Here is a 22,717-nt window from a genome sequence, read left to right as displayed (position 1 = left end):
TTCAGCCCGGAAAACTGCCGGTCGCGTCGACCCATTTGTCGACGAGCTTCTGATAATCCTCGGTGCGTTGTTCGGGCAGGCCGTCGGTGTTGAGCCAGGCGCGGTGAATGCTCTCGGCGCCGAAGTGATGCTTGGGCTTGAAGCGCGACGGGTCGTCGAAGGCGGCGACGGTTAGGTCGAGGTTCTGGCTGCCTTCCTTGAATTGGAAGCCGAGCGAGGTGCCGCATTCCCGGCAGTAAGGCCGCTGCGCGATCGGTGAGCTTTTGTACCAGTCGGGGCCGCTCATCCAGCGGACCTTGGCTTGCGGCATATTCTTGAAGGCGATGGAGATGCTGCCGGTGGCGCGCTGGCACATGCGGCAATGGCAGAGATAGGCCTCGTCATTGTCGACATCGGCCTCGAAACGCACCTTTCCGCAAGCGCAACCGCCCTGCATCGTCGTGGCTCCGGCCATGCGCCCCTCCGTCTTTAGCCGTTGACCTTCTGATGCCAGGCCCAAGCGGTTGCAACGATGGAATCGAGGTCGCTGATGCGTGGCCGCCAACCGAGATCGCGATTGGCTGCGGACGGATCGGCGACGAGCGCTGCCGGGTCGCCGGGTCGGCGCGGGCCGATGCTGTGCGGCACGGCGCGGCCGGTGACCTTTTCGACCGCGTCGATAACCTGGCGGACGGTGAAACCGTTCCCGGTGCCGAGATTGTAGGCGTTGCTGTCCGCCCCTCCGAGCAGCGCCTGGAGCGCGGCGACATGGGCTTCGGCGAGATCGGCAACGTGAATGTAATCGCGGATGCAGGTGCCGTCGGGCGTGTCGTAATCCTCACCGAAGACGGTCAGCGGCTTGCCGACACCAGCCGCCGCATCGAGCGCCAGCGGGATGAGGTGCGTCTCGGGATCGTGGCGCTCGCCGGTCTCGCAGTCGGGGTCGGCGCCCGCGGCGTTGAAGTAGCGAAGGGCCATCGACTTCAGGCCATGCGCTTCGCCGAAGTCGCGCAGCATACATTCGACCATCCATTTCGAATGACCGTAGGGATTGATTGGTAGCTTCGGTGCGCTTTCCGGGATCGGCACGACTTCGGGCAAGCCGTAGACGGCAGCAGTGCTGGAGAAGACGAAGGCAGAGATGCCGTGATCGCGCGCGGCTTCCATCAGACCGAGCGAGCCGGCGACATTGTTGCGGTAATATTTGCCGGGATCGGTGACAGACTCGCCGACGGCGATGAAGGCGGCGAAATGCATGATCGCCGCCGGATGGTGGGTAGCGATGACTTCGTCGAGGCGGGTGCGGTCGAGGATGTCGCCGCGTTCCAGTGGGCCCCAGCGTACCGCGTCCTCGTGCCCATAGGAGAGATTGTCGTAGACGACGGGCGTGAAGCCGCGGCGGCTCAGCGCCTTGCAGGCGTGGGAGCCGACGAAGCCGGCGCCGCCGGTCACGAGGACGGTGCAATTGCTGCTCATGAAGCGGCCCTAGGGGTGATGCGCGCCATCGCCTAGGCCAAGATTTGTGCGGCGAGGCGTTCGACGGTCGCGGCGACCGACTCCCGCCAGTCGGGGAGCCGGATGTCGAGCGTGCGCTCGATTTTCCCGCAATCCAGGATCGTGCTGGCGGGGCGGACCGCTTTCGTCGGCCATTCGGCAGCGGTGATTGGCCGAATCTTGGCGGCGGGCAGGCCTGTTCGCTTGCAATTGGCCATGACTTCCGAGGCGAGGTCGGACCAGCTGGCGCTACCCGACCCGGCGAGGTGATAGGTCTCGCCGAAGCCTTCGCAGTCCCGGGAAATGCGCAGGAGCGCCGCGGCCAGATCGAGCGCGTTCGTGGGGCAGCCGTGCTGGTCGGAAACGACGCTGAGCTCGTCCCGATCCTGCGCCGCCCGGACCATGGTCTTCACAAAATTGCGTCCGAACGGGCTGTAGACCCAGGCGGTGCGCAAGATGAGGTGGTGCGGATTGGCGGCGCGAACTGCCTCCTCTCCCGCCAGCTTGGACCTGCCGTAGACGTTGAGCGGATTGGGCTCGGCCTCCTCATCGTAAGGCGACGAGGAAGCGCCGTCGAAGACGTAATCGGTCGAAACATGGATGATCGCGGCACCCACCTGACGCGCGGCGGCGGCGGCCTCCCCTGCCCCTTCGCCGTTCGTACGGAAGGCGAGCGCGGGCTCCTCCTCTGCCCTATCGACGGCGGTGTAGGCGGCGGCGTTGATGACGAGGTCCGGCTTCGCCGCGACAATGAACCGCGCCGCGCTGCCCGAGGAAGACAAATCCACGTCGGAGCGCGAGGTGAAAGCGAGCTGGAGGTCCGGGAACTCAGCGGCGCGCTCGGCGAGGCTTTGCGCCAGCTGGCCCTCGCGGCCGAGGACCAGAATTCTCATCCGGCGACACCCAGGCGATCGCCGCCGTAGGTCTTCTCGCGGATGGGTCGCCACCACCAGTCATTGGCGATGAACCAGTCGACGGTGGTGGCCAGACCGGCTTCGAAGCTGTGTTGCGGCCGCCAGCCGAGCTCGCGCTCGATCTTGGCGGGATCGATGGCGTAGCGGCGATCGTGACCGGGGCGATCCTCGACAAAGGTGATGAGGTCGCGGCGCGGGCCGCCAATGAGACGCTCGTCGACGAGATCGCAGATCGCCTCGACGACCTGGAGGTTGGTTCGCTCCGACCGGGCGCCGACATTATAGCTTTCGCCAATCCGGCCGCCGGTGACGATCGTGACGAGCGCGCGGGCGTGATCCTCGACATGCAGCCAGTCGCGGACATTCTCGCCGCGTCCGTACACCGGCAGCGGCTTCTCCTCGATGGCATTGAGGATGGTCAGCGGGATCAGCTTCTCGGGGAAATGATAGGGTCCGTAATTGTTTGAGCAGTTGGAGAGAACGACCGGCAGGCCGTAGGTCTCGTGCCATGCGCGGACGAAATGGTCCGCCGCCGCCTTGGACGCCGAATAAGGCGAGGACGGTGCGTAAGCGGTTTCCTCGGTGAACAGGCCGCTGTCGAATGGCAGGTCGCCGAAGACCTCGTCGGTAGAGATGTGATGGAAACGGAAGGCGGCCCGTCCCTCGTCAGGCAAGTCGCGCCAGTAAGCGAGCGCGGCATCGAGCAGCCGGACGGTGCCGACGACATTGGTTTCGGCGAAGACGCCCGGCGCATCGATCGAGCGGTCGACATGGCTTTCCGCCGCGAGATGCATGACCGCGTCGACCTGCTCTTCCTGCATCAAGGCGAGCATGCGCGGCGCGTCGGCGATATCGGCCTCAACGAAGCGATAGTTGAGGCGGTTGGCGACGTCGCGGAGTGACGCGAGATTGCCGGCGTAGGTCAGCTTGTCGACGTTGACGACACGGATGCCCTGTCCGGCGAGCAGGCGCACAACCGCGCTGCCGATGAACCCCGCGCCGCCGGTGACAAGCACGCGTTCCATCAGGACCCCGTCTCGATTTCAGCCAGCAAGGGCGCGGCGCGGTCTTTGTCTGAAAGGATCAACGCCGCCCGGTCGATCGGCCATTCGATGCCGATGGCGGGATCGTCGAACCGGATCGCCCGGTCATGCTCGCGGCTGTAGGGCGCCGACACCTTGTATTGAACCTCCGTGTCCGGCTCGAGCGCGAGGAAACCGTGGGCGAAACCGGCGGGCACGAACATCTGGTTCCATTCAGCGGCGGAAAGGATGATCGAGGCCCATTGGCCGAAAGTCTGTGAGCCTTTGCGGATATCGACGGCGACATCGAAGACCGCGCCGCGCGAGACACGAATCAGCTTGTCCTGGGCGAATGGCGGCGCCTGATAATGCAGGCCGCGAAGCACGCCGGGCTCGCGTGACAGCGAATGATTGTCCTGAACGAATGCGACGTCGATTCCGGCAGCGGCGAAGTCGCGCTGGTTCCAGACTTCGGAGAAAAAGCCGCGGTCGTCGCCATGTCGGACAGGGCGAATTTCCACGACGCCGTCGAGGCCGAGAGGACGGACCTCAAGCAAGGCCGATCTCGCTCGCGCGGCGGCGGAGGTAATCGGCATAATCGGTCTTGCCGAGCTGGTCGGCGCGGCGGCGGACCTGGTCAGGCGTCAAGTAGCCGAGCTCGAGCGCGATCTCTTCGAGGCACATGACCTTGAGGCCCTGCCTTTTCTCGATCGTCCGCACATAGGAACCGGCGTCGTGGAGGCTGTCGTGGGTGCCGGTGTCGAGCCAGGCAAAGCCACGGCCGAGCCGGGTGACGTGGAGGTCGCCGCGGTCGAGGTAGGCGCGGTTGACGTCGGTGATTTCCAATTCGCCGCGCGCGGAGGGCTTCAGGCCGGCGGCGATGTCGAGGACGTCATTGTCGTAGAAATAGAGGCCGGTGACCGCCCAGTTGGACTTGGGGTCGGCGGGCTTTTCCTCGATCGACGTGGCGATGCCCTGCGCGTCGAAGCCGACGACGCCGTAGCGCTCAGGGTCCTCAACGGAATAAGCGAAGACGGTGGCGCCACTATCTCGCGCAGCCGCCTGGCGCAGCAATTCCACGAGGCCCGCGCCGTAGAAAATATTGTCGCCGAGGATCAGCGCCACCGGGCCGTCGCCGACGAAATCGCGGCCGATGAGGAAGGCCTCGGCAAGGCCGTTCGGTGCTGCCTGTTCGGCATAGGAGAGCGATATGCCGTAGTCGCTGCCGTCACCGAGCATCGCCTCGAAGCGTGGGAGATCGGTAGGCGTCGAGATGACCAGCACCTCGCGGATGCCGGCAAGCATCAGCACGCCAAGCGGATAGTAGATCATCGGCTTGTCGAAGACCGGGAGCAATTGCTTGGAGACGGCGAGCGTCGCCGGGTAGAGCCGGCTGCCGCTTCCGCCCGCGAGGATGATCCCTTTCACGCCTTACTCCGAGCAGCCAAGAATGCTGCGGGTCTAGCCTTCCAGCGCTTGCCCCTGCAACAGCCGGTGGCTAATCCCGATGAACGGTAGCCAAGGGGAGCGAATGAGCCAGGTGATCGCGCTCGTCGACGACGACCGCAACATCCTTACGTCGGTTTCCATAGCCCTCCAGGCAGAGGGGTTCGTGACGCGTGTCTATTCGGATGGCGCGACGGCCTTGAAAGCGTTCGGTGACAATCCGCCCGACCTCGCCGTCTTCGATATCAAAATGCCCCAGATGGACGGGATGGAATTGCTGCGCCGTGTCCGCGAGATGGGCGGCGCGATCGGCGCCATGCCGGTCATCTTCCTGACGTCCAAGGATGACGAGCTGGACGAAGCGCTTGGCCTCGCGATGGGCGCGGACGATTATATCTCCAAGCCCTTCTCCCAGCGCCTGCTGATCGCCCGCATCCGCGCCATCCTCAGGCGCCAGGAACTGGAGCGCGGTGCCGCCGAGCCGAACGAGGATGACCCGGAAGAGCCGCTGATCGAACGCGGACGGCTGGTCATGGATTCGGCGCGGCACAAGGTCCTTTGGGACGGCAAGGACGTGACCCTGACCGTCACCGAATTCCTGATCCTGGAGGCGCTTGCGCAGCGCCCGGGCGTGGTGAAATCCCGCAACCAGTTGCTGGACATCGCCTATCAGGACGACGTCTATGTCGATGACCGGACCATCGACAGCCACATCAAGCGCGTGCGCCGCAAGTTCCGCAGCGTGGACCCCGAATTCGATGCAATCGAGACCCTTTATGGCGTCGGCTACAAATTCGGCGAAGAATAAGGCGCGCCGGTTCCGGCCCTGGGAGGGGCACTGGACCATCGCGCACAGGATCCTGGCGCTCAACCTGCTGATCGTGATCGTCTTCGCGGTCCTGGTTCTCTACCTCGACGCGTTCCGGAACCAGCTGCAGGAAGAGCGGATCGACCGGCTTTCAAGGGAAGCAGAGGTCGAGGCCGCGGCTCTGTCGTCCATCCCGCCGGCGGATCGCGAGGCGCTCCTCGGCAAGATGGCAGGCCAGACACGCGCCAGGATATACGATGCCGGCGGCAAGCGCGCGGCCGACAGCTGGAGCATCACCGGGCAGACTTACCACTTCCGCGATCCGGAAAACGAAAAGTGGAAGAAGGACGTGGCGCGCGCTCTGGATCGCGGCTTCAACGCGCTGGTCGGTGCCACGCAACTCGACGATTTCGTTGAGCCCGCCAAGGACCAGGCATCCGCTTGGCACGAGGTTGGGGAAGCGAAGCGGAGCGGCAAAATTGCCCATGCGGTCCGAAATGCGCCGGATCTCACGCCCGTGTTTTCCGCGGCAACGCCCATCGGCGACGGCAGCCAGTTGCTGCTGACCGTCAACGACCGCAATTTCACCAAGACGGTGCGCAAGGAGCGCGGATCCCTGACCATCGCCATGGCCATTGCGGTGCTAGCGAGCGCCCTGCTCTCTTTCTTCCTGGCGCGCACGATTGTCCGGCCGTTGCGGCGGATCGCGCTTGCCGCTCATCGGGTGCGGCTGGGCCGCGCACGCGAGGTGAAAGTGCCGCGACTACCGTCGAGGCGGGACGAAATCGGCTCGCTGGCTCGCGCTGTGTCGGACATGAGCCAGTCGCTGAGGCACCGGATCGACAATATCGAGGCCTTTGCCGCCGACGTGACCCACGAACTGAAGAACCCGCTCGCTTCCTTGCGGAGTGCGGTCGACAGCCTGGAACGGGTTGAAGACCTGGAGGTGCGCAAGCGGCTGCTCGATGTCGTTCGCCAGGACGTGGTCCGGCTCGACCGGCTGATCAACGATGTCAGCGAGGCGGCGCGGACCGATGCCGAGCTCGCCCGCGCCCGCTTCGAGCCGGTCGATCTGGGACCTTTAATCGAGACCCTCGTCTCGAGTTGGGAGACGCGGCGCGAGACCGGCAATGTCCGCCTCGCTTTTGCCCGCCCGCGTCGCGAAAGCACCATCGTCATGGGCGAACCGGGCCGTCTTGCCCGCGCTATCGACAACATCATCGACAATGCCATCAGCTTCTCACCGGCCGGCGGGCTGGTCGAGATCGCCGCCATCCATGTCGATGACAGGATCCTGATCCGCATCGACGACGAGGGCCCCGGCGTCCCGTCCGAACAGCGCGAAGCCATTTTTAACCGCTTCCATTCAGTACGGCCGCTAACCGAGCATTTCGGTCGCCATTCAGGCCTCGGACTGGCGATCGCACGGGCGATTGTCGAAGGCCATGACGGAGAAATTGACGTGGCCGACCGTGACGACGCGCCCTCGGGCGCCCGTTTCACCATCATCCTGCCCGCGGCCGATCTGTCGTGATGCGCCTGTCGTCGGAGACGCTCCACGCCAGCACCGTCGCGATCGATGGCCGGGCCGTGGTGATTTCCGGCCCTTCGGGGTCGGGCAAGTCGGACCTAGCGCTTCGGCTGCTGGGTCGTGGGTTCAAGCTGGTGAGCGACGACCAGACCTATCTCCGAATGGATGATGAGGGCAGGTTGATTGCCTCTTCGCCTCCAACGATCCGGGGAAAGCTCGAGATTCGCGGGATCGGCATCGTTGATATGGAGAGCGTGATGGATGTCCCCGTCGCGTTATTCGTCGAACTGACCAGCGACATGCAAAGGCTTCCCGATGACAGCCGCGAGCGGCTCATCCTCGATGCGCGGATTCCGCTCATCACTGTCGATGCCATGACCGCCTCGGCACCGTCGAAAGTTGCAGTCGGCTTGGACCGGCTGGGCCTCAAACTCCGATGAGCAAAGAGGGGCAAGCCGGCGGCCAGTCCCCTCGCCTGCTGCTGGTCACGGGCATGTCGGGTGCCGGCAAGTCCACCGTGCTGGACACGCTGGAGGACATGGGCTGGGACTGTGTCGACAACCTGCCGGTCGGACTGTTGAAGGAATTTGCAAAAGCCGAGGAAGGCGTCGCCAGGAAACCGATCGCCGTCGGCATGGATGCCCGAAGCCGGGGCTTCGACGCCGAGAAACTGCCGGAAATCGTCCGGTCGATGGCAGGCTTCCGGCCGGAAATCCTGTACCTCGACTGCTCAGGCGCCGAGCTGGCGCGCCGCTTCGACGAGACCCGCCGCCGCCATCCGCTGGCCGGAGATCGCCCGGCCGAGGACGGCATTGCCCGGGAACGTGGCATTACGGCGCAATTGCGCACCGCCGCCGACAGCATCCTCGACACCACCGACCTGACGCCCGCCGAGCTGCGCGAAGAGCTTCGCCGCCGCTATGGCGAAGACCGCGACCAGCCGGTCATCACCATCGCTTCTTTCGGTTATTCGCGCGGGGTGTCGCGGACCGCGGACCTGATGTTCGACATGCGCTTCATTGCCAACCCACACTGGGTCGAGGAGTTGAGGCCGCAGACCGGGCTGGACCCGGCCGTGCAGGACTACTGCGCCGAGGACCCGGCGTGGGGCCAGGCGATGGGTCATATCGAGGCTCTTCTAAAGGACCTCATTCCCCGCTATTGGGCCGCCGGCAAAACCTACCTGACCGTGGCGTTTGGATGCACTGGGGGACGGCACCGGTCGGTTGCAGCAGCGGTGGAGATGGCAGGACGGTTGCGTGAAGCCGGCTTTCCGGCGAATATCCGCCACCGCGACCTCGCCTCGACGCCGAGCGATAGCGTCGAAGACATTCGTCCCGACAAGGGCGAGTAGCAGTTGGTGAGTGAATGATCGGACTAGTGCTGGTGACCCACGGCCGTCTCGCGGCCGAGTTCATCACGGCAATGGAGCATGTCGTTGGACCGCAAGAAGCGGTTGAGGGCATTTGCATCGATGCCGACGACGATATGGAAGCCCGCCGCGCGGATATCGCCGCGGCGATTTCGCGCGTCGACCGCGGCAAGGGCGTCATCATCCTGACCGACCTGTTCGGCGGTACGCCGTCGAACCTCGCCATCAGCCTGATGAAGAGCGAAGATATCGAGGTCATCGCCGGCGTTAACCTGCCGATGCTGATCCGCCTCGAAGGTGCCCGCAAGGTGATGGGCGTCCGCGCCGCCGTCGCCGCCGCCCGCGAGGCCGGACGCAAATATATCTCCGTCGCTTCCGAAATCCTTGGGGAAGCAGCGGCTTGAGTCCGCTGAGCCGCACGGTCCGAATCAACAACAAGCGGGGGCTGCACGCCCGCGCCAGCGCCAAGTTCGTCAACCTCGCCAGCCAGCTCGACGCGTCCATCGAAGTCGAGAAGGATGGCAACAAGGTCTGCGGCACATCGATCATGGGCCTGATGATGCTGGGCGCCGCCATGGGTGACGATGTCATCATCCACGTTTCAGGCGTCGCCGCGGAGAGCGCGCTGGCCCAGCTCGTGCAAATGATCGAGGATCGGTTCGGGGAAGAGTAATGCCCCGCGAGGTCACGGCCTTTTCCAATACGACGGTCAAGCGGATCCGCTCTCTGCGCGACAAGAAGACGCGGCGCGAGGAAGGGCTGTTCCTCGCCGAGGGCTTGAGGATCATCACCGAAGCCCGGGACAGCGGCATGCTGCCGGAGATCCTGGCCTTCTCGCGGCAAGGCGCGGCGCATCCGCTTGCGGCCGAAATCATCGAAGCCGCCGAGGCCCAGGGCGCGGAGGCGATCGAAGTGCCCGCCGATTTGCTGAGCAAGATGAGCGGCAAGGACAATCCGCAGATGCTGCTTGGCGCTTTCCGCCCGCCGTCGACGGGGCTTGCGGCCATCAACCGCAACTCGGCGCCTTTGTGGATCGTGGCCCAGTCCCTTCGCGATCCCGGCAATATCGGGACGATCCTGAGGACCGGTGACGCCGTGGCGGCCGGCGGCCTGATCCTGATCGACGACAGCGCGGACCCTTATTCCGTCGAAGCGGTTAGGGCTTCAATGGGTGCGATCTTCACGCAGAAGGTGGCGATGGCGCGCTGGGACGAATTCCTCCCCTGGCTGCGATCCGGCACCGGCCAGCTGGTGGGCACCAGCCTAAAGACCGACACCGACTATCTAGGGGCCGATTACCAGCAACCTTGCTTCCTGCTGATCGGCAATGAGAGCCAGGGCCTGCCCGCGGACTATGAGGCGGCGTGCGACCTGCTGGTGAAGATGCCGATGCTCGGCCGCGCCGACAGTCTCAACGCCGCCGTCGCGGCGGCCGTCATGGCCTTTCATGTGCGAGCAAGCTGGAAGCTGGCAGGATTGTGACGATGAAGACAATTGCCGCCATTTGCGCCTCCGCCCTTCTGCTCGCCGGATGTGGGGGCGACCCGCAGGACAAGCTGTCCGATGCGGACGCGTCGGTCGCGCAGACGCCGGCGGTGCTCGACAACGGCAATGTCGAAAGCGAGACGATCACTGGCGCGTCCGATTTGCCCGATCCGGAGGATGCGGGCGCGGTCCTGTACAAGGCGCTGGGAACGGAGCCCGGCTGGACCCTGACGGTGCGACCGGCGCGAATGGATTATTCGGGCGATTATGGTCAGGAGAATATCGCCGAGCCGACGCCGCCCGATTTCCGCTCCGCGCAAGGCACGTATCGCAGCGGCAAGCTTATCGTGAAGATTTCGCCCGGGCCCTGCAGCGACGGCATGAGCGACACGATGTACCGCCAGACCGTGCAGGTTATCGCCGACGGCCGGACCGTCAGCGGCTGCGGCGGCGGGACCATCGCTTCCAACATGTTGGCGGGCACGAATTGGGTCGTGGTCGCAGTCAACGGCAAGCCGGCCCCGACGCCGGACAATTATTACATCCGCTTCAGCGACAAGCAGGTGAGCGCGAAATTCGGCTGCAACTCGATCGGCGGCGATTACCGGATCAACGGCGACCACCTGACCGTCGGCAATTTGATCGGGACGCAAATGGCCTGCCCCGAGCCGGCGATGAGCCTGGAACGCGAGGGCTCAATGGCGTTGCGCGGTAACCTCCGGGTGGAGAAGACCGCCACCGGCTTGCGGCTGGTCAGCGAAGCAGGCACTATCGAGTTGAAGCAAGGCTAAGCTATTGGTTCGAGAGGGAGTTTTCCGCGTATGAGGAAGATGCTTGCAACCCTGCCGCTGGTCCTGGCGCTCGGCGCCTGCATGACCCCTTATGGCGATCCTTACGGGCAAAGCGGCTACCCGCCGCAGGGGCCTTATGGCCAAGGCTATCCGCCTCAAGGCTATCCGCAGCCCTACCCGCCGCAAGGCTATCCGCAGAATGGGCCGAACTATGGCTATCCGCAGCCGGGCTACCCGCAGAATGGTCCGAATTACGGCTATCCGGCTCCGCCGGGCGCAGGCGATTATCATGCCCAAGGCACCGAGCCCTTCTGGGACATCAGCATCGGCCGCGACATGGTCTTCAACGACCGCGGCACCGGCCAGACCGTCAGCGAGGCGACGCCCAAGGTAACGGTCGGCACCGCGGGAGAGATTTACAGGACCCAGCGGGTGGAAGTGAACATTGTCCATGCCGCCTGCCATGACGGGATGAGCGACCGCACCTACCCGGACACAGTGCAAGTCTATGTCGACGGCAAGCTGTATCGCGGCTGCGGCGAAGGCGCCGTCGACACGGCGGGCGCAAATGACCCGCTGGCGCCGATCGCGCCCGGAACCGCCGCGCCGGCACCCTACCCGCCGCAGGGCCGCTACCCGCAAGGCGGGCCCAATTACGGTTACCCGCCCCAGAATTATCCGCCACAGGCCGGCGTGCCGGGCATGGCGGCGCCACCCTTGGACCGGACTCGCTGGACGGTGCTGGCGATCAACGGGCGCCCGGTGCCGCCGAACGGCGACTATTCGGTCGAATTCGACAATGGCCGCATCAGCGCACGCCTGGGCTGCAACAGCCTAAACGGCACCTACACGCAGAACGGCAATGCTCTCGACCTCGGGCCGGTCGCGGCGACGCGCATGGCATGCCCGGACATGAGCTGGGAGACCCAAGGCTCGGCGGTGCTGAAGCCGGGTTTGCAGGTGACGATGCTAGACCCGAATCGCATCACCTTGTCGGGCAGCGGCGGGACGATCGAACTGATCCGGCGGCGCTAGGCCGCGGCGTCGTCCTCGTTGGAGGGCGCCTTGCCGACACTCTTGGTCAGCGGACGCGGACTGGCTTCGATCATCGGTGGCATGGGCACCTCCTTGGCGCTGCCGGCGCCAAGCGTTTCGAACCGCCGCGCCTGCGTCAGCACCTGGCTTTCGAAGCTGCCGACCATCTGGTTGTAGGCGGAATTGGCCGTCGACAGGTTTTTGCCGACGCGCTCCATATGCTGCGCCATGGTCGCAAGGCGCGAGTGCAATTCCTTGCCCAACGCAGCGATTTCGCCGGCGGCTTCGGCCAATTTTTCCTGTTGCCAGACGCTGGCGACGGTACGGGCGATGGCCACGAGGTTGGTCGGAGTCGCAAGCAGCACGCGCCGTTCGAAGGCCCAATCCCACAGGCCATCGTCGCGCTCCAGCGCCGCAGTCAGGAAATGCTCGCCGGGAATGTACATGACGACATAGTCGGCGGCGTCGCCGAACTGCGCCCAATAGGCTTTGGATCCCAGTTGCTGGGCATGGTTGCGGATCGACGCCAGGTGCGCGCGAAAGCAAGCCTCGCGCTTGTCATCGTCAACCTCGTCGCAGGCATCGAGATAGGCGTTGAGCGAGCATTTCGCGTCGATGATCAGCTGCCGTCCGCCGGGAAGGCGAACCACCACGTCGGGGCGCAGGCGCCCCTCCTCGCCTTCCACGGAAACCTCGGAACGGAAATCGGCGTAAGGGCTTAGGCCGGCTTGTTCCAAAACATTGCGAAGGCTTTGCTCGCCCCAGCGGCCGCGCGCCTTGGGGCTGGAACGGAGGGCGTTGACCAGATTGCGGGTCTCGTCACGAACCTGACCCTGGCCGGCGCGCACCAGTTCAACGGCCTCGCGCAAGCCGGCATAATGGTCGACGCGCTCCTTTTCGACCCGCTGCAACCCTTCCTCGTAGCGCTTTAGCGTAGCCTCAACAGGCTGAAGCAGCGCTTTGAGCTTGGTCTCGCTGGCCTTGTCGGCCTCCGAAAAGCGCTCACCGGCCTTGGCAAGGAAGTCCTGGTGGGCTTTCTCCAGCAGCTTGTCGCCAATCTCGCGGAACTGGTTGATCAGCTCATCCCGCGACTTTTGCAGGTCGGCCATGCGGGTTTCGAAATTGCGGGCGTCTGCCTGCAGCGTTGCACGTTCCTGCAGGGCGCCATCTCGCTCGGCAGTGACGGCGTCGAGTAGCTTCTGCAGCTCGTCCGCCCGGCCCGCCCGCGCGGCATCGGCGGCGGACGTTCGGCTTGCATAAAGCCAGCCGATCAGCGCGCCCAGGGCGACGCCGACGATAAGTGCGAGTATGATCGAAACAGTCGCGTCCATTGCCCCTGACCCTTACGCGGAACGAAAAGCGAACCTACGCGTGCCGGAGCGTCCGGGCAAGTCGATGGTTGTTCCCTTCGAAGGAGAGGCAAAATGTCCATTCGCAAGATGATCGGGCTTCACCCGAACGGCCGCGAGCATGTCAACCAGGCGCTCGGCGATGCGGTGCATCACCTGATGTATTGCGCGAAGATGTGCGCGAGCTGCGCCGATGCCTGTCTTGCCGAGCAGATGGATATGACCCAGTGCATCCGCGTCTGCCTGGACTGTTCGGACATTTGCGACACGACGGCGCGGGTGGCGCTGCGCCAAACCGGCCAGAACGAGGCGGTGGTCAGGGAATTGCTGGAGCTCTGCGCCCGCACCTGCGACGCCTGCGCGGCGGAGTGCGAGAAGCATGATCACGAGCATTGCAGGCTGTGCGCACAGATTTGCCCGGAGTGCGCGGCGGATTGTCGCAATGCCGAAGCGTCGGTGCTGGAGCCGGCTTAGAAATCCGTCTTGCCGAAGCGCTCGACGCCCTGGTTCATGCCGGGCGGGTCGAGGACTTCGACGTCCAGCTCCACCGGATCACCGATCCAGTAAGCGAGCGTCGTGTGATCGGCGAGATCGTCCTCGGTCAGCGGATGGACGAGCGCGCGGAGGCCCGAGGCCTCGATGACGGTCAAGACTTCAGCAAGGTTGTCCTCGCGGAAATGCACCTCGAACTGTGGGATGGGATGTGGGCCGACCGGCCGATCGGTCATGCCCCCAACGAAGAGAACACGGGGCTGAGCGCCGATGAAGCGGTCGCGAAGGGCGCGCGCGGCCGGCCCCTGCTCTTCCGAGTAATAGATATGGGCGTGATAGGGCGCGTCGCTCATGCGGCCCTGAGTGAGCGCTCTTTGCGCTGCTTGGCGAGCTTTTTCAGCACCATGTCACGCTTCAGCTTCGACAAATGGTCGATGAAGAGCACGCCTTCGAGGTGGTCCATCTCATGCTGGAGGCAGACGGCGAGCAGTCCGTCGAGATCCTGCTCATGGCTCTTGCCCTTCTCGTCCAGCCAGCGTGCCTTGATGCGGTCAGGGCGCATCACCTCGGCATATTGGTCCGGCACGGACAGGCAGCCTTCGGTGTAGGGCACCTCATGGTCCGAATGGGACAGAATCTCCGGGTTGATGAAAACGCGCGGATCCTTGACGATCGGGCTTTCCGGATCGTCCGGATCCTCATTCTCCTGGAGGTCCATGACGAGCAGGCGGACGGGCTCGCCCACCTGCACCGCCGCAAGTCCGATGCCGGGCGCGTGGTACATGGTTTCGAACATGTCGGAGATGAGAGTCTTCAACTCGTCGTCGAACACTTCCACCGGCTTGGAAATCTGCCGGAGGACGGGATCAGGGGTCTCGAAAATCGGGCGAATGGCCATGGTGAGGATTTAGTCTTTCAGGAGGGGGCGTTCAAGCGACGGGGCGGCGGGCGCGCAGGGCCTGGGCGAGCGTGCCTTCGTCGAGATAATCAAGCTCACCGCCGACCGGCAGGCCATGGGCGAGCTGGGTCAGGCGAATGGGGAATTTCTCCAGCCTTTCCGCGAGGTAATGAGCGGTCGTTTGGCCTTCAAGCGTGGCATTCATGGCGAGGATGACCTCGTCAATGCCACCCTCGGCGACGCGCTTCACCAGCTTGTCGATGCTGAGGTCTTCGGGGCGGACGCCTTCGAGGGCTGAAAGACGGCCGCCGAGGACGTGGTAGCGGCCCGGAAAAAGGCGCGAGCGGTCGAGCGCCCAGAGGTCGGACACTTCCTCGACCACGCACAGGCTCTTCAGGTCGCGGCGCGGGTCCGAGCAGATGCCGCAAGGGTCGCTGGTGTCGACATTGCCGCAGATCGAGCAGGTGGAGAGCTTGTCCGAGACTTGCTTGAGCGCCGCCAGTAGCGGCTGCAGCGCCGCCTCGCGCTTTTTCATCAGGTGCAGCACCGCGCGCCGCGCCGAACGCGGCCCGAGGCCCGGCAGGCGCGCCAGGGCTTGGCTCAGAGCTTCGATTTCGTGGCTTGCCATCGCCCGCCTGATAGGAATTTCGCCGCGCCTAGGCCATAGGCGCTGCCGATGCGCGTAATCTTCATGGGTTCCCCGGACTTTGCGGTGCCGACGCTCTATGCGTTGCAGGCGGCGAAGCATGAGGTGGCGGCGGTCTATTGCCAGCCGCCGCGGGCCGCCGGACGCGGCAAGGCGATCCAGCCGACGCCGGTGCAGCGGGCGGCCGAATTGATGGGGATACCGGTCCATTCGCCGGTGAGCCTGAAGGGCGCGGCCGAGCAGGAAGAGTTCGAGGCCTTGCGCGCCGAGTTTGCGGTGGTGGCGGCCTATGGGCTGATCCTGCCGAAGCCGATCCTGGCTGCGCCGAAGCTAGGTTGCCTGAACGTCCACGGCTCGCTCCTGCCGCGCTGGCGGGGCGCGGCGCCGGTGCAGCGGGCGATCATGGCCGGCGACGCCATCACCGGCGTGACCATCATGGAGATGGAGGCCGGGCTCGACACGGGACCGATGCTGGCCGCACAAGAGTTCGCAATCGGTAACAGGAATGCTGGCGAAGTCACTAAGGAACTGAGTGTAATTGGCGCGCAGCTGATGATGCAGGTGCTTTCGGACTTCGACTCCTACCCGCACGTCGCCCAGCCCGAGGAGGGCGTCACCTATGCGGCCAAGATCCGCAAGGAAGAGGCCCGGATCGACTGGGCCTTCCCGGCACTGCAGGTGTTGCACCAAGTGCGCGGGCTGGCGCCCTTCCCCGGCGCCTGGTTCGAGGCCAATGGCGAGAGGGTGAAATTGCTCGACGCCCAAGTCGTCGACGGGGATGGCAAAGCGGGCGAAGTGCTGGACGACGGCCTCACCATCGCCTGCGGTGAAGCTGCATTGCGGCCACTGCTCGTCCAGCGCGCCGGCAAGGGCGCAATGACGCCGGACGAACTCTTGCGCGGGTTCCCGGTTTCGAAAGGCACGATCCTGCCGTGACGCGGTGGAAGCTTATCCTGGAGTGGGATGGGGCGCCGTTCATGGGCTGGCAGCGGCAGGACCATGGGCCGTCCGTGCAGGCCTCTGTCGAGCGGGCGGCGTTCCAGATGACCGGCGAGACGGTGACGGCGCATGCGGCGGGGCGGACGGATGCGGGGGTGCATGCACTGGCGATGGCAGTGCATATCGACCTAGCCAAGGATGTGACCGAGCACCGGCTGCGAGAAGGGTTGAACGCTTTGTTGCGGCCCGATCCGGTTGCCGTGCTGCGGGTCGAAAGGGTGGCCGACGACTGGCACGCGCGCTTTTCGTGTATCGGCCGGCGCTATCTCTATCGAATCGCCAACCGCCGCGCGCCGCTGACGCTGGAAGCGGGCAAGGCGTGGCGGATCGGGCCGCACCTCGACGTTGGCGCAATGCGCGAGGGCGCGTCTTATCTCGTCGGACGTCATGACTTCACGACATTCCGGTCCGTGCATTGCCAATCGGATAGCCCGGTGAAGACGCTGGATGTGCTTTCGGTCGAGCGCGAGGACGAGGAGATCCACATCCGTGCGGAGGCGCGCAGCTTCCTGCACCATCAGGTGCGGTCGATGACCGGCTGCCTCGCCATGGTCGGCCTGGGGCGCTGGGAGCCCGAGGACATGCGCAAGGCGCTGGAGGCCAAGGACCGGGCCGCGCTGGGCCTGAATGCGCCGCCTGACGGCCTCTACTTCGTCGAGGCGGTCTATCCCTGACTAGATGAGCATTTCCTGGGCATGGGCCTGGTTGAGGAACGCCTGCGGGCTAGCCGAGAGGCCGTAGGCGCCGGCGCAGAAGATGGCGACCAAATCGCCGACGTCCGCATTGGGAAGCGCCACCTCGTCAGCCAGCATGTCGAGGGGCGTGCACAGGCAACCGACGATGCTGGCCTCCTCGGTCGCGGCCTCGCCGAAGCGCGAGGCGATGGCGACCGGGAAATTGCGCCGCAGCAGCTGGCCGAAATTCCCGCTGGCGGCGAGCATATGGTGAAGACCACCATCGGTGACGAGGAAGGTCTTGCCGCGACTGGTGGTGCGATCCACGATCCGCGTCAGATAGACTCCCGCCTCCCCGACCAGCCAGCGGCCAAGCTCGACGATGATCTGCGTCGTCGCCAATGCCGGTGGCCCGTCGGCCAGCTGGTCTCCCAAGGCCCGTCCAAGGCAATCGAGGTCGACCTCCTCGTCACCCTCGAAATAGGGAATGCCAAGGCCGCCGCCGAGATTGACCTCGGTTGGATGGACACCGACCGCGTCAGAAATGTCTCCGGCGAGCTGCAGCGCCTGGCGGTAGGTCTCAGCAATCGCCGTCCAATCCAAGCATTGCGAACCGGCGAACAGGTGAAGGCCCCGCCATTCTGCGCCTGCGTCGATGATGCCGCGGACAAGATCGGGCACGCGGTCATGGTCGACGCCGAACTGGGACGCGTAACCGCCCATCTTCATCCCGGCGCCCTTGAGGGCAAAGGGCGGATTGACGCGGACCGACAGACGAGGACGCTTGCCGAGTTGGCCGGCGATATCGAGCGCGCGGCGGGCCTCGCCTTCGCTTTCGAGGTGGATGGTGGCGCCGTCCTTGATCGCGACCTTCAGCTCATTATTGGATTTGCCGGGCCCGGCGAAGCTGACGGCGACGACATCGGCGCCTGCTTTCTCCAGCGCCAGTAGTTCCCCCACGGATGCAACGTCGAAGCCATCGACATACCTGCAGAGCCATTCCAACAATGGCGGATAAGGATTTGCTTTAACAGCATAATGCAGAAGGACGCCGGCCGGCATGCAGTGCCGGAAGCGGGCGATCTTGGCGCCAACGAGATTATTGTCATAGACGAACAGCGGTGTGCCGCGCGCTTCGGCGACCAGCTCCTCGCAATCATAGCCCCCGATCGCCAGCCGCCCCTGCTGGCTGACGTCAAAACCGGGCGGAATCGGCCCCATCCCCTTCATGGAAGCTCCTCCTCGATGGCGTGCTGTATCGCGGTCCGGTCCAGCTTGCCATTGGGTCCGACGGGAAGCTTGTCCCGCCAGACGATGTGCTTGGGCCGCATGAAGGCCGGCAGTTCGGCGGCGAAATGGTTTTTCAGCCTGTTTTCAGGATCTTCGCCCTTGGGCTCGGCGACCAGCAGGATCGCCTGCCCTAGTTCGGCGTCGGGGATCCCAAACGCGGCGCACTGGGCGACGGCGCCGGAAGCCAGCGCTGCTTCCTCGATCTCGGTCGGGCTGACGCGATTGCCGCTGGTCTTGATCATGGCGTCGGCGCGGCCGCGGAAGCGAATCAGGCCGTCCGCGCCCTTGAGGGCGGTGTCGCCGGACCAAACGGCTGGGCCGCCGAGTTTCGAGAAGGCTGGCGCGGCACGGAAACGCTGGGCCGTCCGCTCGTCGTCGCGCCAGTAGCCTTGAGCGACGAGCGGGCCCGCGTGAACGAGTTCGCCTTCCTCGCCAGGAGCGGCTTCGGTGCCATCAGGGCGGACGATCATGACTTCGGCGAAGGGAATGGCGGTGCCGACGGATTCGGGGTGTTCGTCGACGAGAGCCGGATCGAGGCTGGTTGAGCGGAAGGCCTCGGTAAGGCCGTACATGAGGTGGAGGTTCGCCCGCGGGAACAGGTCTCGCAGCTTTTGCACAAGCGGCAGCGGCAAATGACCGCCGCTATTGGTGAGCGTACGGAGGCTGGCGCCCTCCCCACCCGACCAGTCGGCCTCGGCGAGCTGATGCCACAGCGGCGGCACGCCGGCGAGCACGCTGACGTCATGACGCCGAACCGCGCGGGCGACGTCTCTGGGAAGAAGGTAATCGAAGGCGATGGCGCAGCCCCCGGCCGCCCAGGTCGATAGCAGCTGGTTCTGGCCGTAGTCGAAAGCGAGCGGCAACACGCAGAGAGTGCGGTCGTCGGCGGACAGGCCGAGATAGTGGGCAACGCTAATCGCACCGAGCCAGAGATTGGCGTGGCTCAGCATCACGCCTTTGGGGCGGCCGGTAGAGCCGGACGTGTAGAAGAGCGCAGCAAGGCTCGTTGGGTCTTGGGCCGACGCCGGCAGCGCCACTGAACCGTCTTGCCAGCCCTCCAATGCGATTGTCGCCGCATCGGCTCGGTCTTCGGCGGTCAGGCTATCGAGCCTCGCCTGGTTGGCGATTAACAGCCGCGCGCCGCTGTCGGCGAGGATGTGCCCGGCTTGGGCCCGGCGGAGAATGGGATTGACCGGGACGTGGACAAGCCCCGCTCGCGCTGCGGCTAGCGGCAGGAGGCAGGCCAGGCGGGTCTTGCCCATCCAGCTGGCGACGCGATCGCCAGGTTTCAGGCCATGGCCGAGCAATGCGGACGCAATCCGACCGACTTGCTCGTTCATTTCGGAAAAGGTGATGGCCTGGCCGTCCGTGATCAGCGCCGGTGCCTCCGCCTCGCCGCGCAGGGCGAGGTGGTCCAGGGGATATGGTGTCGGATCAGGCCCCGCCATACTCTCCGCCTAGCAAAGCTTGCCGCCTCGCGTAACAGGCCCTAGGGGCGCGTCCGATGCAGCAGCCCGCTCAGAGACCCAGCGAAACAGCCGATGCCGCCGATACGGCGCTGCGCGGGCTGTTGAGCGATGTGCTGGGCCTGCCGGAGAGCCTGGTCGCGGCCTTCAATGCTTCAACCGGGCTGTTCGGGTCCCTGCCCGAGTTCGATTCGATGGCCGTCGCCAATTTCCTCACGGAGATGGAGGAGCGGCTCGGTATCCTGATCGAGGATGACGAGGTCGAGGCCGAGGACTTCATGACCTATGGCCGCTTGCTGCATTTCGTGAGGCGGAAAGTCGCCTAGCCGCTACTCCGCGGCGAGCGCTTCATACTCCTGCGCCGCAAGGAACTTCTCTGCATCCAAAGCTGCCATGCAGCCGGTGCCGGCAGCCGTGACCGCCTGGCGGTAGATCTTGTCCATGACGTCGCCGCAGGCGAACACGCCGGGGATGTTGGTGCGGGTCGAGCCGATTTCGACCTTTAGGTAGCCGTCATCGTCGAGCTCCAGCTGGCCACCGAAAAGCTCGGTCGCTGGAGCATGGCCGATAGCGACGAACGCGCCCTCGACTTCGATATCGCGCAGAGAGCCGTTCTGGGTGTCGCGGAGGCGGAGGCCGGTGAGCGCCTCGGGCATGCCGCCGGAGAGGAATTCGGCGACCTCGGCATTCCAGATGATGTTGATGTGCGGATTGGCGAACAGCCGGTCCTGCAGGATCTTCTCGGCGCGGAGCGAATCGCGGCGATGGATCAGGGTCACGTTCTGGCTGTGGTTGGTCATGTAGATCGCTTCTTCGACAGCGGTGTTGCCGCCGCCGATCACCGCGACCTTCTTGCCGCGGTAGAAAAAGCCGTCGCAGGTCGCGCACGCCGACGCGCCCCGGCCCTTCATATGTTCTTCGCTCGGCAGGTTCAGCCATTTGGCCTGGGCGCCGGTAGCGATGACGAGGGTATCGGCATGATATTCCGTGCCGCCGTCGCCCTTCACGACGAACGGCCGACGCGACAGATCGACGCTGCTGATATGGTCCCAGACCATTTTGGTGCCGACATGCTCGGCCTGGGCCTGCATCTCCTCCATCAGCCAGGGACCCTGGATGACGCTGCGGAAGCCCGGGTAATTTTCTACGTCGGTTGTCGTGGTCAATTGGCCGCCGGGCTGGATGCCCTGGACAACGACCGGCGCGAGGCCGGCGCGCGCGGCATAAATGGCTGCTGTCATTCCGGCCGGGCCGGAACCGAGAATCAGCATTCGAGTGGAAACGATGTTGGTCATGGCGCTCACTTAGGGTCGATTCAGTCGATCTTCAAACGGGCGAAAGCCATGGCGCCTTGGGGGTCGCCGCCATAGGCGTCTTCAAGCGAATTCGGGACGAAATTGAAGGCGTAAAGACCGCCGAGGCCGAACTTCAGATGCCTGGCGATCGCAAAATCCTTGATGAGCCCGAGGCTGATCTTGCCGACGCGAAAGCTGTCGTGATGATCGGTGGTCAGCTCGTTATTCTCGGTCATCTCGCCGCGGCCGAACAGGGTCCAGTCCTTCCAGTTGACGGAGCTTTCGAGCGCAACGGCATCCAAATTCAGGCCCTCCAAGCTCTTGCGGCCCCAGGCCAAGGTCGTCGACCACCAGCCGTTGGCGATCGGCCGCGTGTAGATGGCGCTTGCCGACCAGCGGCGCTGGTTGACGCCCGGCTCGAGCTGCTCCGGCTCTTCGAGATGGGCCCAGCTGCCTTGCAGGGACAGCGTGTGCGTCGGGTTCCACGAGAGGCGGACCGACGTCGAATCGAGGGGACCGGTCTCGATGTCCCAGCGATGCTGGTCGGGTTCGCGACCGTTGAAGCGTGAAACCTCGAGCTTGAAATTGTTGTGGACCAGTCCGGCGGTGAGGACGCCGAACGTGATGTGGGTTGAATCGAGCCAGTGGTGACTGATCGGGGCCTCCGGCGAGGTGCTGATCGACTGTCGATGCATGAAGGCGGGCGGGCCGAAAGCCGGCTCTCCCGGCAAGCCGCCGTAGATGAAGACGCTGGTGTTGCGGGAGAGCGGCTGGGACAGGCTCGCCGACAGTTCCATGAAAAAGTCATGCGGGTGCTGGCGGTCGACGAGAGGATCGGTGCCATTGGCGGTTTCGCCACTGGCGAGCAGGAGCGGATAGCCCTTCTTGCCCATCAGCGGGTCGGGGCTGACCATCGCCCGGAACTGGAGTAATCCGTCGCCGACAGGACGGCGCGCCATGCCCATCAGCATACCCGCGACAAAGGTCTTGGAATCGCCGCGCGGCCCCTCCTGCCAGTCATAAACCAGGTCGAGATTCCCGTGGATCATGAAGGTCCAGTCGCCGCTCGCCAAATGGATGCCGTCATGCATCGACGAATCGGGCTGCCATGAGGTGCCGGACGCCTCCCGGGTCATTCCATAGGAGCCGAGCGCACCTTTCATCGCGCCGCCATGAGAGGAATGATCCATCCCCGGCATGGTCGCCATGTCATGGGCGGGCGGGCTTTCCTCCGCGGGCTCAGCGGGCATCTCCATGCCGCCCATGTCATGCCCGGCATGCGGGTCCGGCGTGGGCGCGGTCGCCGTCTCCGGCTTCGTCGGCTCAGCCGGCATGGGCATCGACATGCCGTGCCCCTCATGCTGTGCGAAAGCAGTGGTGCCGGTGACCAATGCGAGAAAAGCGACGGTCGAATTCAACGCGAACAACTTCACCGGCTACGCTCCAACAATTGAATGAGTTCATTCACCTTGGCGCGCTGGTCGGCGGTGTCGCCGCTCGTGATCGCGCCCTCGATACATTTATTGAGGTGGTCCTGCAGGATTGCGCCTTCGACCTTGCCGAGCGCGGCTCGGATCGCCTGCAACTGAGTCAAAATATCCACGCAATACCGGCCTTCCTCAACCATGCGGCTAATGCCGCGAACCTGCCCCTCTATTCGACGCAGGCGGTTCAATAGTTTCGGGTCATGGTCTGTCATGCCTACCTCATATACCCCATGTGGGTATCTTG

General features: G+C 64.8%; 28 protein-coding genes. 13 read left to right on the top strand and 15 right to left on the bottom strand.

The window, feature by feature from the left end; translation table 11 throughout:
* Position 1: 1 nt before the first annotated feature.
* Genes LZ536_RS00780 through rfbA form a run of 6 tightly spaced genes read right to left on the bottom strand, consistent with a single transcriptional unit; the run spans position 2 to position 4,837 of the window.
* On the bottom strand, positions 2 to 454 hold the full coding sequence (locus LZ536_RS00780) for a GFA family protein (RefSeq protein ID WP_249846410.1): 453 nt from the start codon (positions 452 to 454) through the stop codon (positions 2 to 4).
* Positions 455 to 468: 14 nt separating this feature from the next.
* Positions 469 to 1,455, bottom strand: coding sequence for a UDP-glucose 4-epimerase GalE (gene galE / locus LZ536_RS00775; protein ID WP_249846409.1), 987 nt, complete (start codon positions 1,453 to 1,455; stop codon positions 469 to 471).
* Between the two features lie 32 nt (positions 1,456 to 1,487).
* Positions 1,488 to 2,366: a dTDP-4-dehydrorhamnose reductase gene (gene rfbD / locus LZ536_RS00770; protein ID WP_249846408.1), complete on the bottom strand. Its 879-nt coding sequence runs from the start codon at positions 2,364 to 2,366 to the stop codon at positions 1,488 to 1,490.
* Positions 2,363 to 3,412, bottom strand: coding sequence for a dTDP-glucose 4,6-dehydratase (gene rfbB, locus LZ536_RS00765; RefSeq protein WP_249846407.1), 1,050 nt, complete (start codon positions 3,410 to 3,412; stop codon positions 2,363 to 2,365). Before rfbB ends, rfbD begins: the two co-directional genes overlap by 4 nt.
* The gene (rfbC, locus tag LZ536_RS00760) at positions 3,412 to 3,966 is read right to left on the bottom strand and encodes a dTDP-4-dehydrorhamnose 3,5-epimerase (protein ID WP_249846406.1); all 555 of its coding nucleotides are present in this window, start codon (positions 3,964 to 3,966) and stop codon (positions 3,412 to 3,414) included. The genes rfbB and rfbC overlap by 1 nt, the downstream gene beginning before the upstream one ends.
* Entirely contained in the window at positions 3,959 to 4,837 is an 879-nt protein-coding gene (gene rfbA, locus LZ536_RS00755; protein WP_249846405.1) for a glucose-1-phosphate thymidylyltransferase RfbA, read from the bottom strand. The genes rfbC and rfbA overlap by 8 nt, the downstream gene beginning before the upstream one ends.
* 103 nt (positions 4,838 to 4,940) lie before the next feature.
* On the opposite strand from rfbA, the gene LZ536_RS00750 reads away from it, so the two are divergent.
* Genes LZ536_RS00750 through LZ536_RS00710 form a run of 9 tightly spaced genes read left to right on the top strand, consistent with a single transcriptional unit; the run spans position 4,941 to position 11,877 of the window.
* Positions 4,941 to 5,663 carry a response regulator transcription factor gene (locus tag LZ536_RS00750; RefSeq protein ID WP_249846404.1) on the top strand — a complete coding sequence of 241 codons (723 nt, stop codon included), beginning with the start codon at positions 4,941 to 4,943 and terminating at the stop codon, positions 5,661 to 5,663.
* Positions 5,632 to 7,197: a sensor histidine kinase gene (locus LZ536_RS00745; protein ID WP_249846403.1), complete on the top strand. Its 1,566-nt coding sequence runs from the start codon at positions 5,632 to 5,634 to the stop codon at positions 7,195 to 7,197. Before LZ536_RS00750 ends, LZ536_RS00745 begins: the two co-directional genes overlap by 32 nt.
* Positions 7,197 to 7,634 carry an HPr kinase/phosphorylase gene (locus tag LZ536_RS00740; RefSeq protein ID WP_249848516.1) on the top strand — a complete coding sequence of 146 codons (438 nt, stop codon included), beginning with the start codon at positions 7,197 to 7,199 and terminating at the stop codon, positions 7,632 to 7,634. Before LZ536_RS00745 ends, LZ536_RS00740 begins: the two co-directional genes overlap by 1 nt.
* Positions 7,631 to 8,548 (top strand): RNase adapter RapZ, encoded by a 918-nt coding sequence (gene rapZ, locus LZ536_RS00735; RefSeq protein WP_249846402.1) that lies wholly within the window; start codon positions 7,631 to 7,633, stop codon positions 8,546 to 8,548. Before LZ536_RS00740 ends, rapZ begins: the two co-directional genes overlap by 4 nt.
* 14 nt (positions 8,549 to 8,562) lie before the next feature.
* Positions 8,563 to 8,970, top strand: coding sequence for a PTS sugar transporter subunit IIA (locus LZ536_RS00730; RefSeq protein ID WP_249846401.1), 408 nt, complete (start codon positions 8,563 to 8,565; stop codon positions 8,968 to 8,970).
* The gene (locus LZ536_RS00725; protein WP_249846400.1) at positions 8,967 to 9,239 is read left to right on the top strand and encodes an HPr family phosphocarrier protein; all 273 of its coding nucleotides are present in this window, start codon (positions 8,967 to 8,969) and stop codon (positions 9,237 to 9,239) included. Before LZ536_RS00730 ends, LZ536_RS00725 begins: the two co-directional genes overlap by 4 nt.
* Positions 9,239 to 10,048: a TrmH family RNA methyltransferase gene (locus LZ536_RS00720; protein ID WP_249846399.1), complete on the top strand. Its 810-nt coding sequence runs from the start codon at positions 9,239 to 9,241 to the stop codon at positions 10,046 to 10,048. The genes LZ536_RS00725 and LZ536_RS00720 overlap by 1 nt, the downstream gene beginning before the upstream one ends.
* Before the next feature lie 2 nt (positions 10,049 to 10,050).
* Positions 10,051 to 10,842: an META domain-containing protein gene (locus tag LZ536_RS00715; RefSeq protein WP_249846398.1), complete on the top strand. Its 792-nt coding sequence runs from the start codon at positions 10,051 to 10,053 to the stop codon at positions 10,840 to 10,842.
* 30 nt (positions 10,843 to 10,872) lie between these two features.
* The gene (locus LZ536_RS00710; protein ID WP_249846397.1) at positions 10,873 to 11,877 is read left to right on the top strand and encodes an META domain-containing protein; all 1,005 of its coding nucleotides are present in this window, start codon (positions 10,873 to 10,875) and stop codon (positions 11,875 to 11,877) included.
* Here the strand turns inward: LZ536_RS00710 and LZ536_RS00705 are convergent.
* On the bottom strand, positions 11,874 to 13,208 hold the full coding sequence (locus tag LZ536_RS00705; RefSeq protein WP_249846396.1) for a DNA recombination protein RmuC: 1,335 nt from the start codon (positions 13,206 to 13,208) through the stop codon (positions 11,874 to 11,876). The genes LZ536_RS00710 and LZ536_RS00705 overlap by 4 nt on opposite strands.
* Before the next feature lie 93 nt (positions 13,209 to 13,301).
* On the opposite strand from LZ536_RS00705, the gene LZ536_RS00700 reads away from it, so the two are divergent.
* Positions 13,302 to 13,700, top strand: coding sequence for a four-helix bundle copper-binding protein (locus tag LZ536_RS00700; protein WP_249846395.1), 399 nt, complete (start codon positions 13,302 to 13,304; stop codon positions 13,698 to 13,700).
* Here the strand turns inward: LZ536_RS00700 and LZ536_RS00695 are convergent.
* The 3 genes from LZ536_RS00695 to recR are packed head-to-tail and all read right to left on the bottom strand — an operon-like array spanning position 13,697 to position 15,244.
* Positions 13,697 to 14,071, bottom strand: coding sequence for a DOPA 4,5-dioxygenase family protein (locus LZ536_RS00695; protein ID WP_249846394.1), 375 nt, complete (start codon positions 14,069 to 14,071; stop codon positions 13,697 to 13,699). The genes LZ536_RS00700 and LZ536_RS00695 overlap by 4 nt on opposite strands.
* Positions 14,068 to 14,616, bottom strand: a complete 549-nt coding sequence (gene def / locus LZ536_RS00690) for a peptide deformylase (RefSeq protein ID WP_249846393.1) — start codon at positions 14,614 to 14,616, stop codon at positions 14,068 to 14,070. Before def ends, LZ536_RS00695 begins: the two co-directional genes overlap by 4 nt.
* A 31-nt stretch (positions 14,617 to 14,647) precedes the next feature.
* Positions 14,648 to 15,244: a recombination mediator RecR gene (gene recR, locus LZ536_RS00685; RefSeq protein ID WP_249846392.1), complete on the bottom strand. Its 597-nt coding sequence runs from the start codon at positions 15,242 to 15,244 to the stop codon at positions 14,648 to 14,650.
* Positions 15,245 to 15,292: 48 nt separating this feature from the next.
* Here recR and fmt point away from each other — a divergent pair, with 48 nt between their 5' ends.
* Positions 15,293 to 16,198 (top strand): methionyl-tRNA formyltransferase, encoded by a 906-nt coding sequence (fmt, locus tag LZ536_RS00680; protein WP_249846391.1) that lies wholly within the window; start codon positions 15,293 to 15,295, stop codon positions 16,196 to 16,198.
* Positions 16,195 to 16,935 carry a tRNA pseudouridine(38-40) synthase TruA gene (gene truA, locus LZ536_RS00675; protein ID WP_249846390.1) on the top strand — a complete coding sequence of 247 codons (741 nt, stop codon included), beginning with the start codon at positions 16,195 to 16,197 and terminating at the stop codon, positions 16,933 to 16,935. The genes fmt and truA overlap by 4 nt, the downstream gene beginning before the upstream one ends.
* Here the strand turns inward: truA and LZ536_RS00670 are convergent, their stop codons facing one another.
* The gene (locus LZ536_RS00670) at positions 16,936 to 18,165 is read right to left on the bottom strand and encodes a pyridoxal-dependent decarboxylase, exosortase A system-associated (protein WP_249846389.1); all 1,230 of its coding nucleotides are present in this window, start codon (positions 18,163 to 18,165) and stop codon (positions 16,936 to 16,938) included. It abuts the gene before it with no gap.
* A complete protein-coding gene (locus tag LZ536_RS00665; RefSeq protein WP_249846388.1) occupies positions 18,162 to 19,673 on the bottom strand; it encodes an acyl-CoA ligase (AMP-forming), exosortase A system-associated in 1,512 nt (503 codons plus the stop codon). The genes LZ536_RS00670 and LZ536_RS00665 overlap by 4 nt, the downstream gene beginning before the upstream one ends.
* A 56-nt stretch (positions 19,674 to 19,729) precedes the next feature.
* On the opposite strand from LZ536_RS00665, the gene LZ536_RS00660 reads away from it, so the two are divergent.
* Positions 19,730 to 20,017 carry an acyl carrier protein gene (locus LZ536_RS00660; RefSeq protein ID WP_249846387.1) on the top strand — a complete coding sequence of 96 codons (288 nt, stop codon included), beginning with the start codon at positions 19,730 to 19,732 and terminating at the stop codon, positions 20,015 to 20,017.
* Positions 20,018 to 20,020: 3 nt separating this feature from the next.
* On the opposite strand, the gene trxB is transcribed toward LZ536_RS00660, so the two are convergent.
* From trxB to LZ536_RS00645, 3 genes are read right to left on the bottom strand one after another with little or no spacing between them, the layout of a single operon-like run.
* Positions 20,021 to 20,986: a thioredoxin-disulfide reductase gene (gene trxB, locus LZ536_RS00655; RefSeq protein WP_249846386.1), complete on the bottom strand. Its 966-nt coding sequence runs from the start codon at positions 20,984 to 20,986 to the stop codon at positions 20,021 to 20,023.
* A 20-nt stretch (positions 20,987 to 21,006) separates the two neighbouring features.
* Entirely contained in the window at positions 21,007 to 22,419 is a 1,413-nt protein-coding gene (locus tag LZ536_RS00650; protein WP_249846385.1) for a hypothetical protein, read from the bottom strand.
* Positions 22,416 to 22,685: a metal-sensitive transcriptional regulator gene (locus LZ536_RS00645; RefSeq protein WP_249846384.1), complete on the bottom strand. Its 270-nt coding sequence runs from the start codon at positions 22,683 to 22,685 to the stop codon at positions 22,416 to 22,418. The genes LZ536_RS00650 and LZ536_RS00645 overlap by 4 nt, the downstream gene beginning before the upstream one ends.
* Between the last annotated feature and the right edge of the window lie 32 nt (positions 22,686 to 22,717).

The sequence above is a fragment of the Sphingomonas alba genome (assembly GCF_023516555.1).
Lineage (GTDB): Bacteria > Pseudomonadota > Alphaproteobacteria > Sphingomonadales > Sphingomonadaceae > Sphingomicrobium > Sphingomicrobium album.
This window is presented reverse-complemented; position numbering and strand designations above follow the sequence as displayed.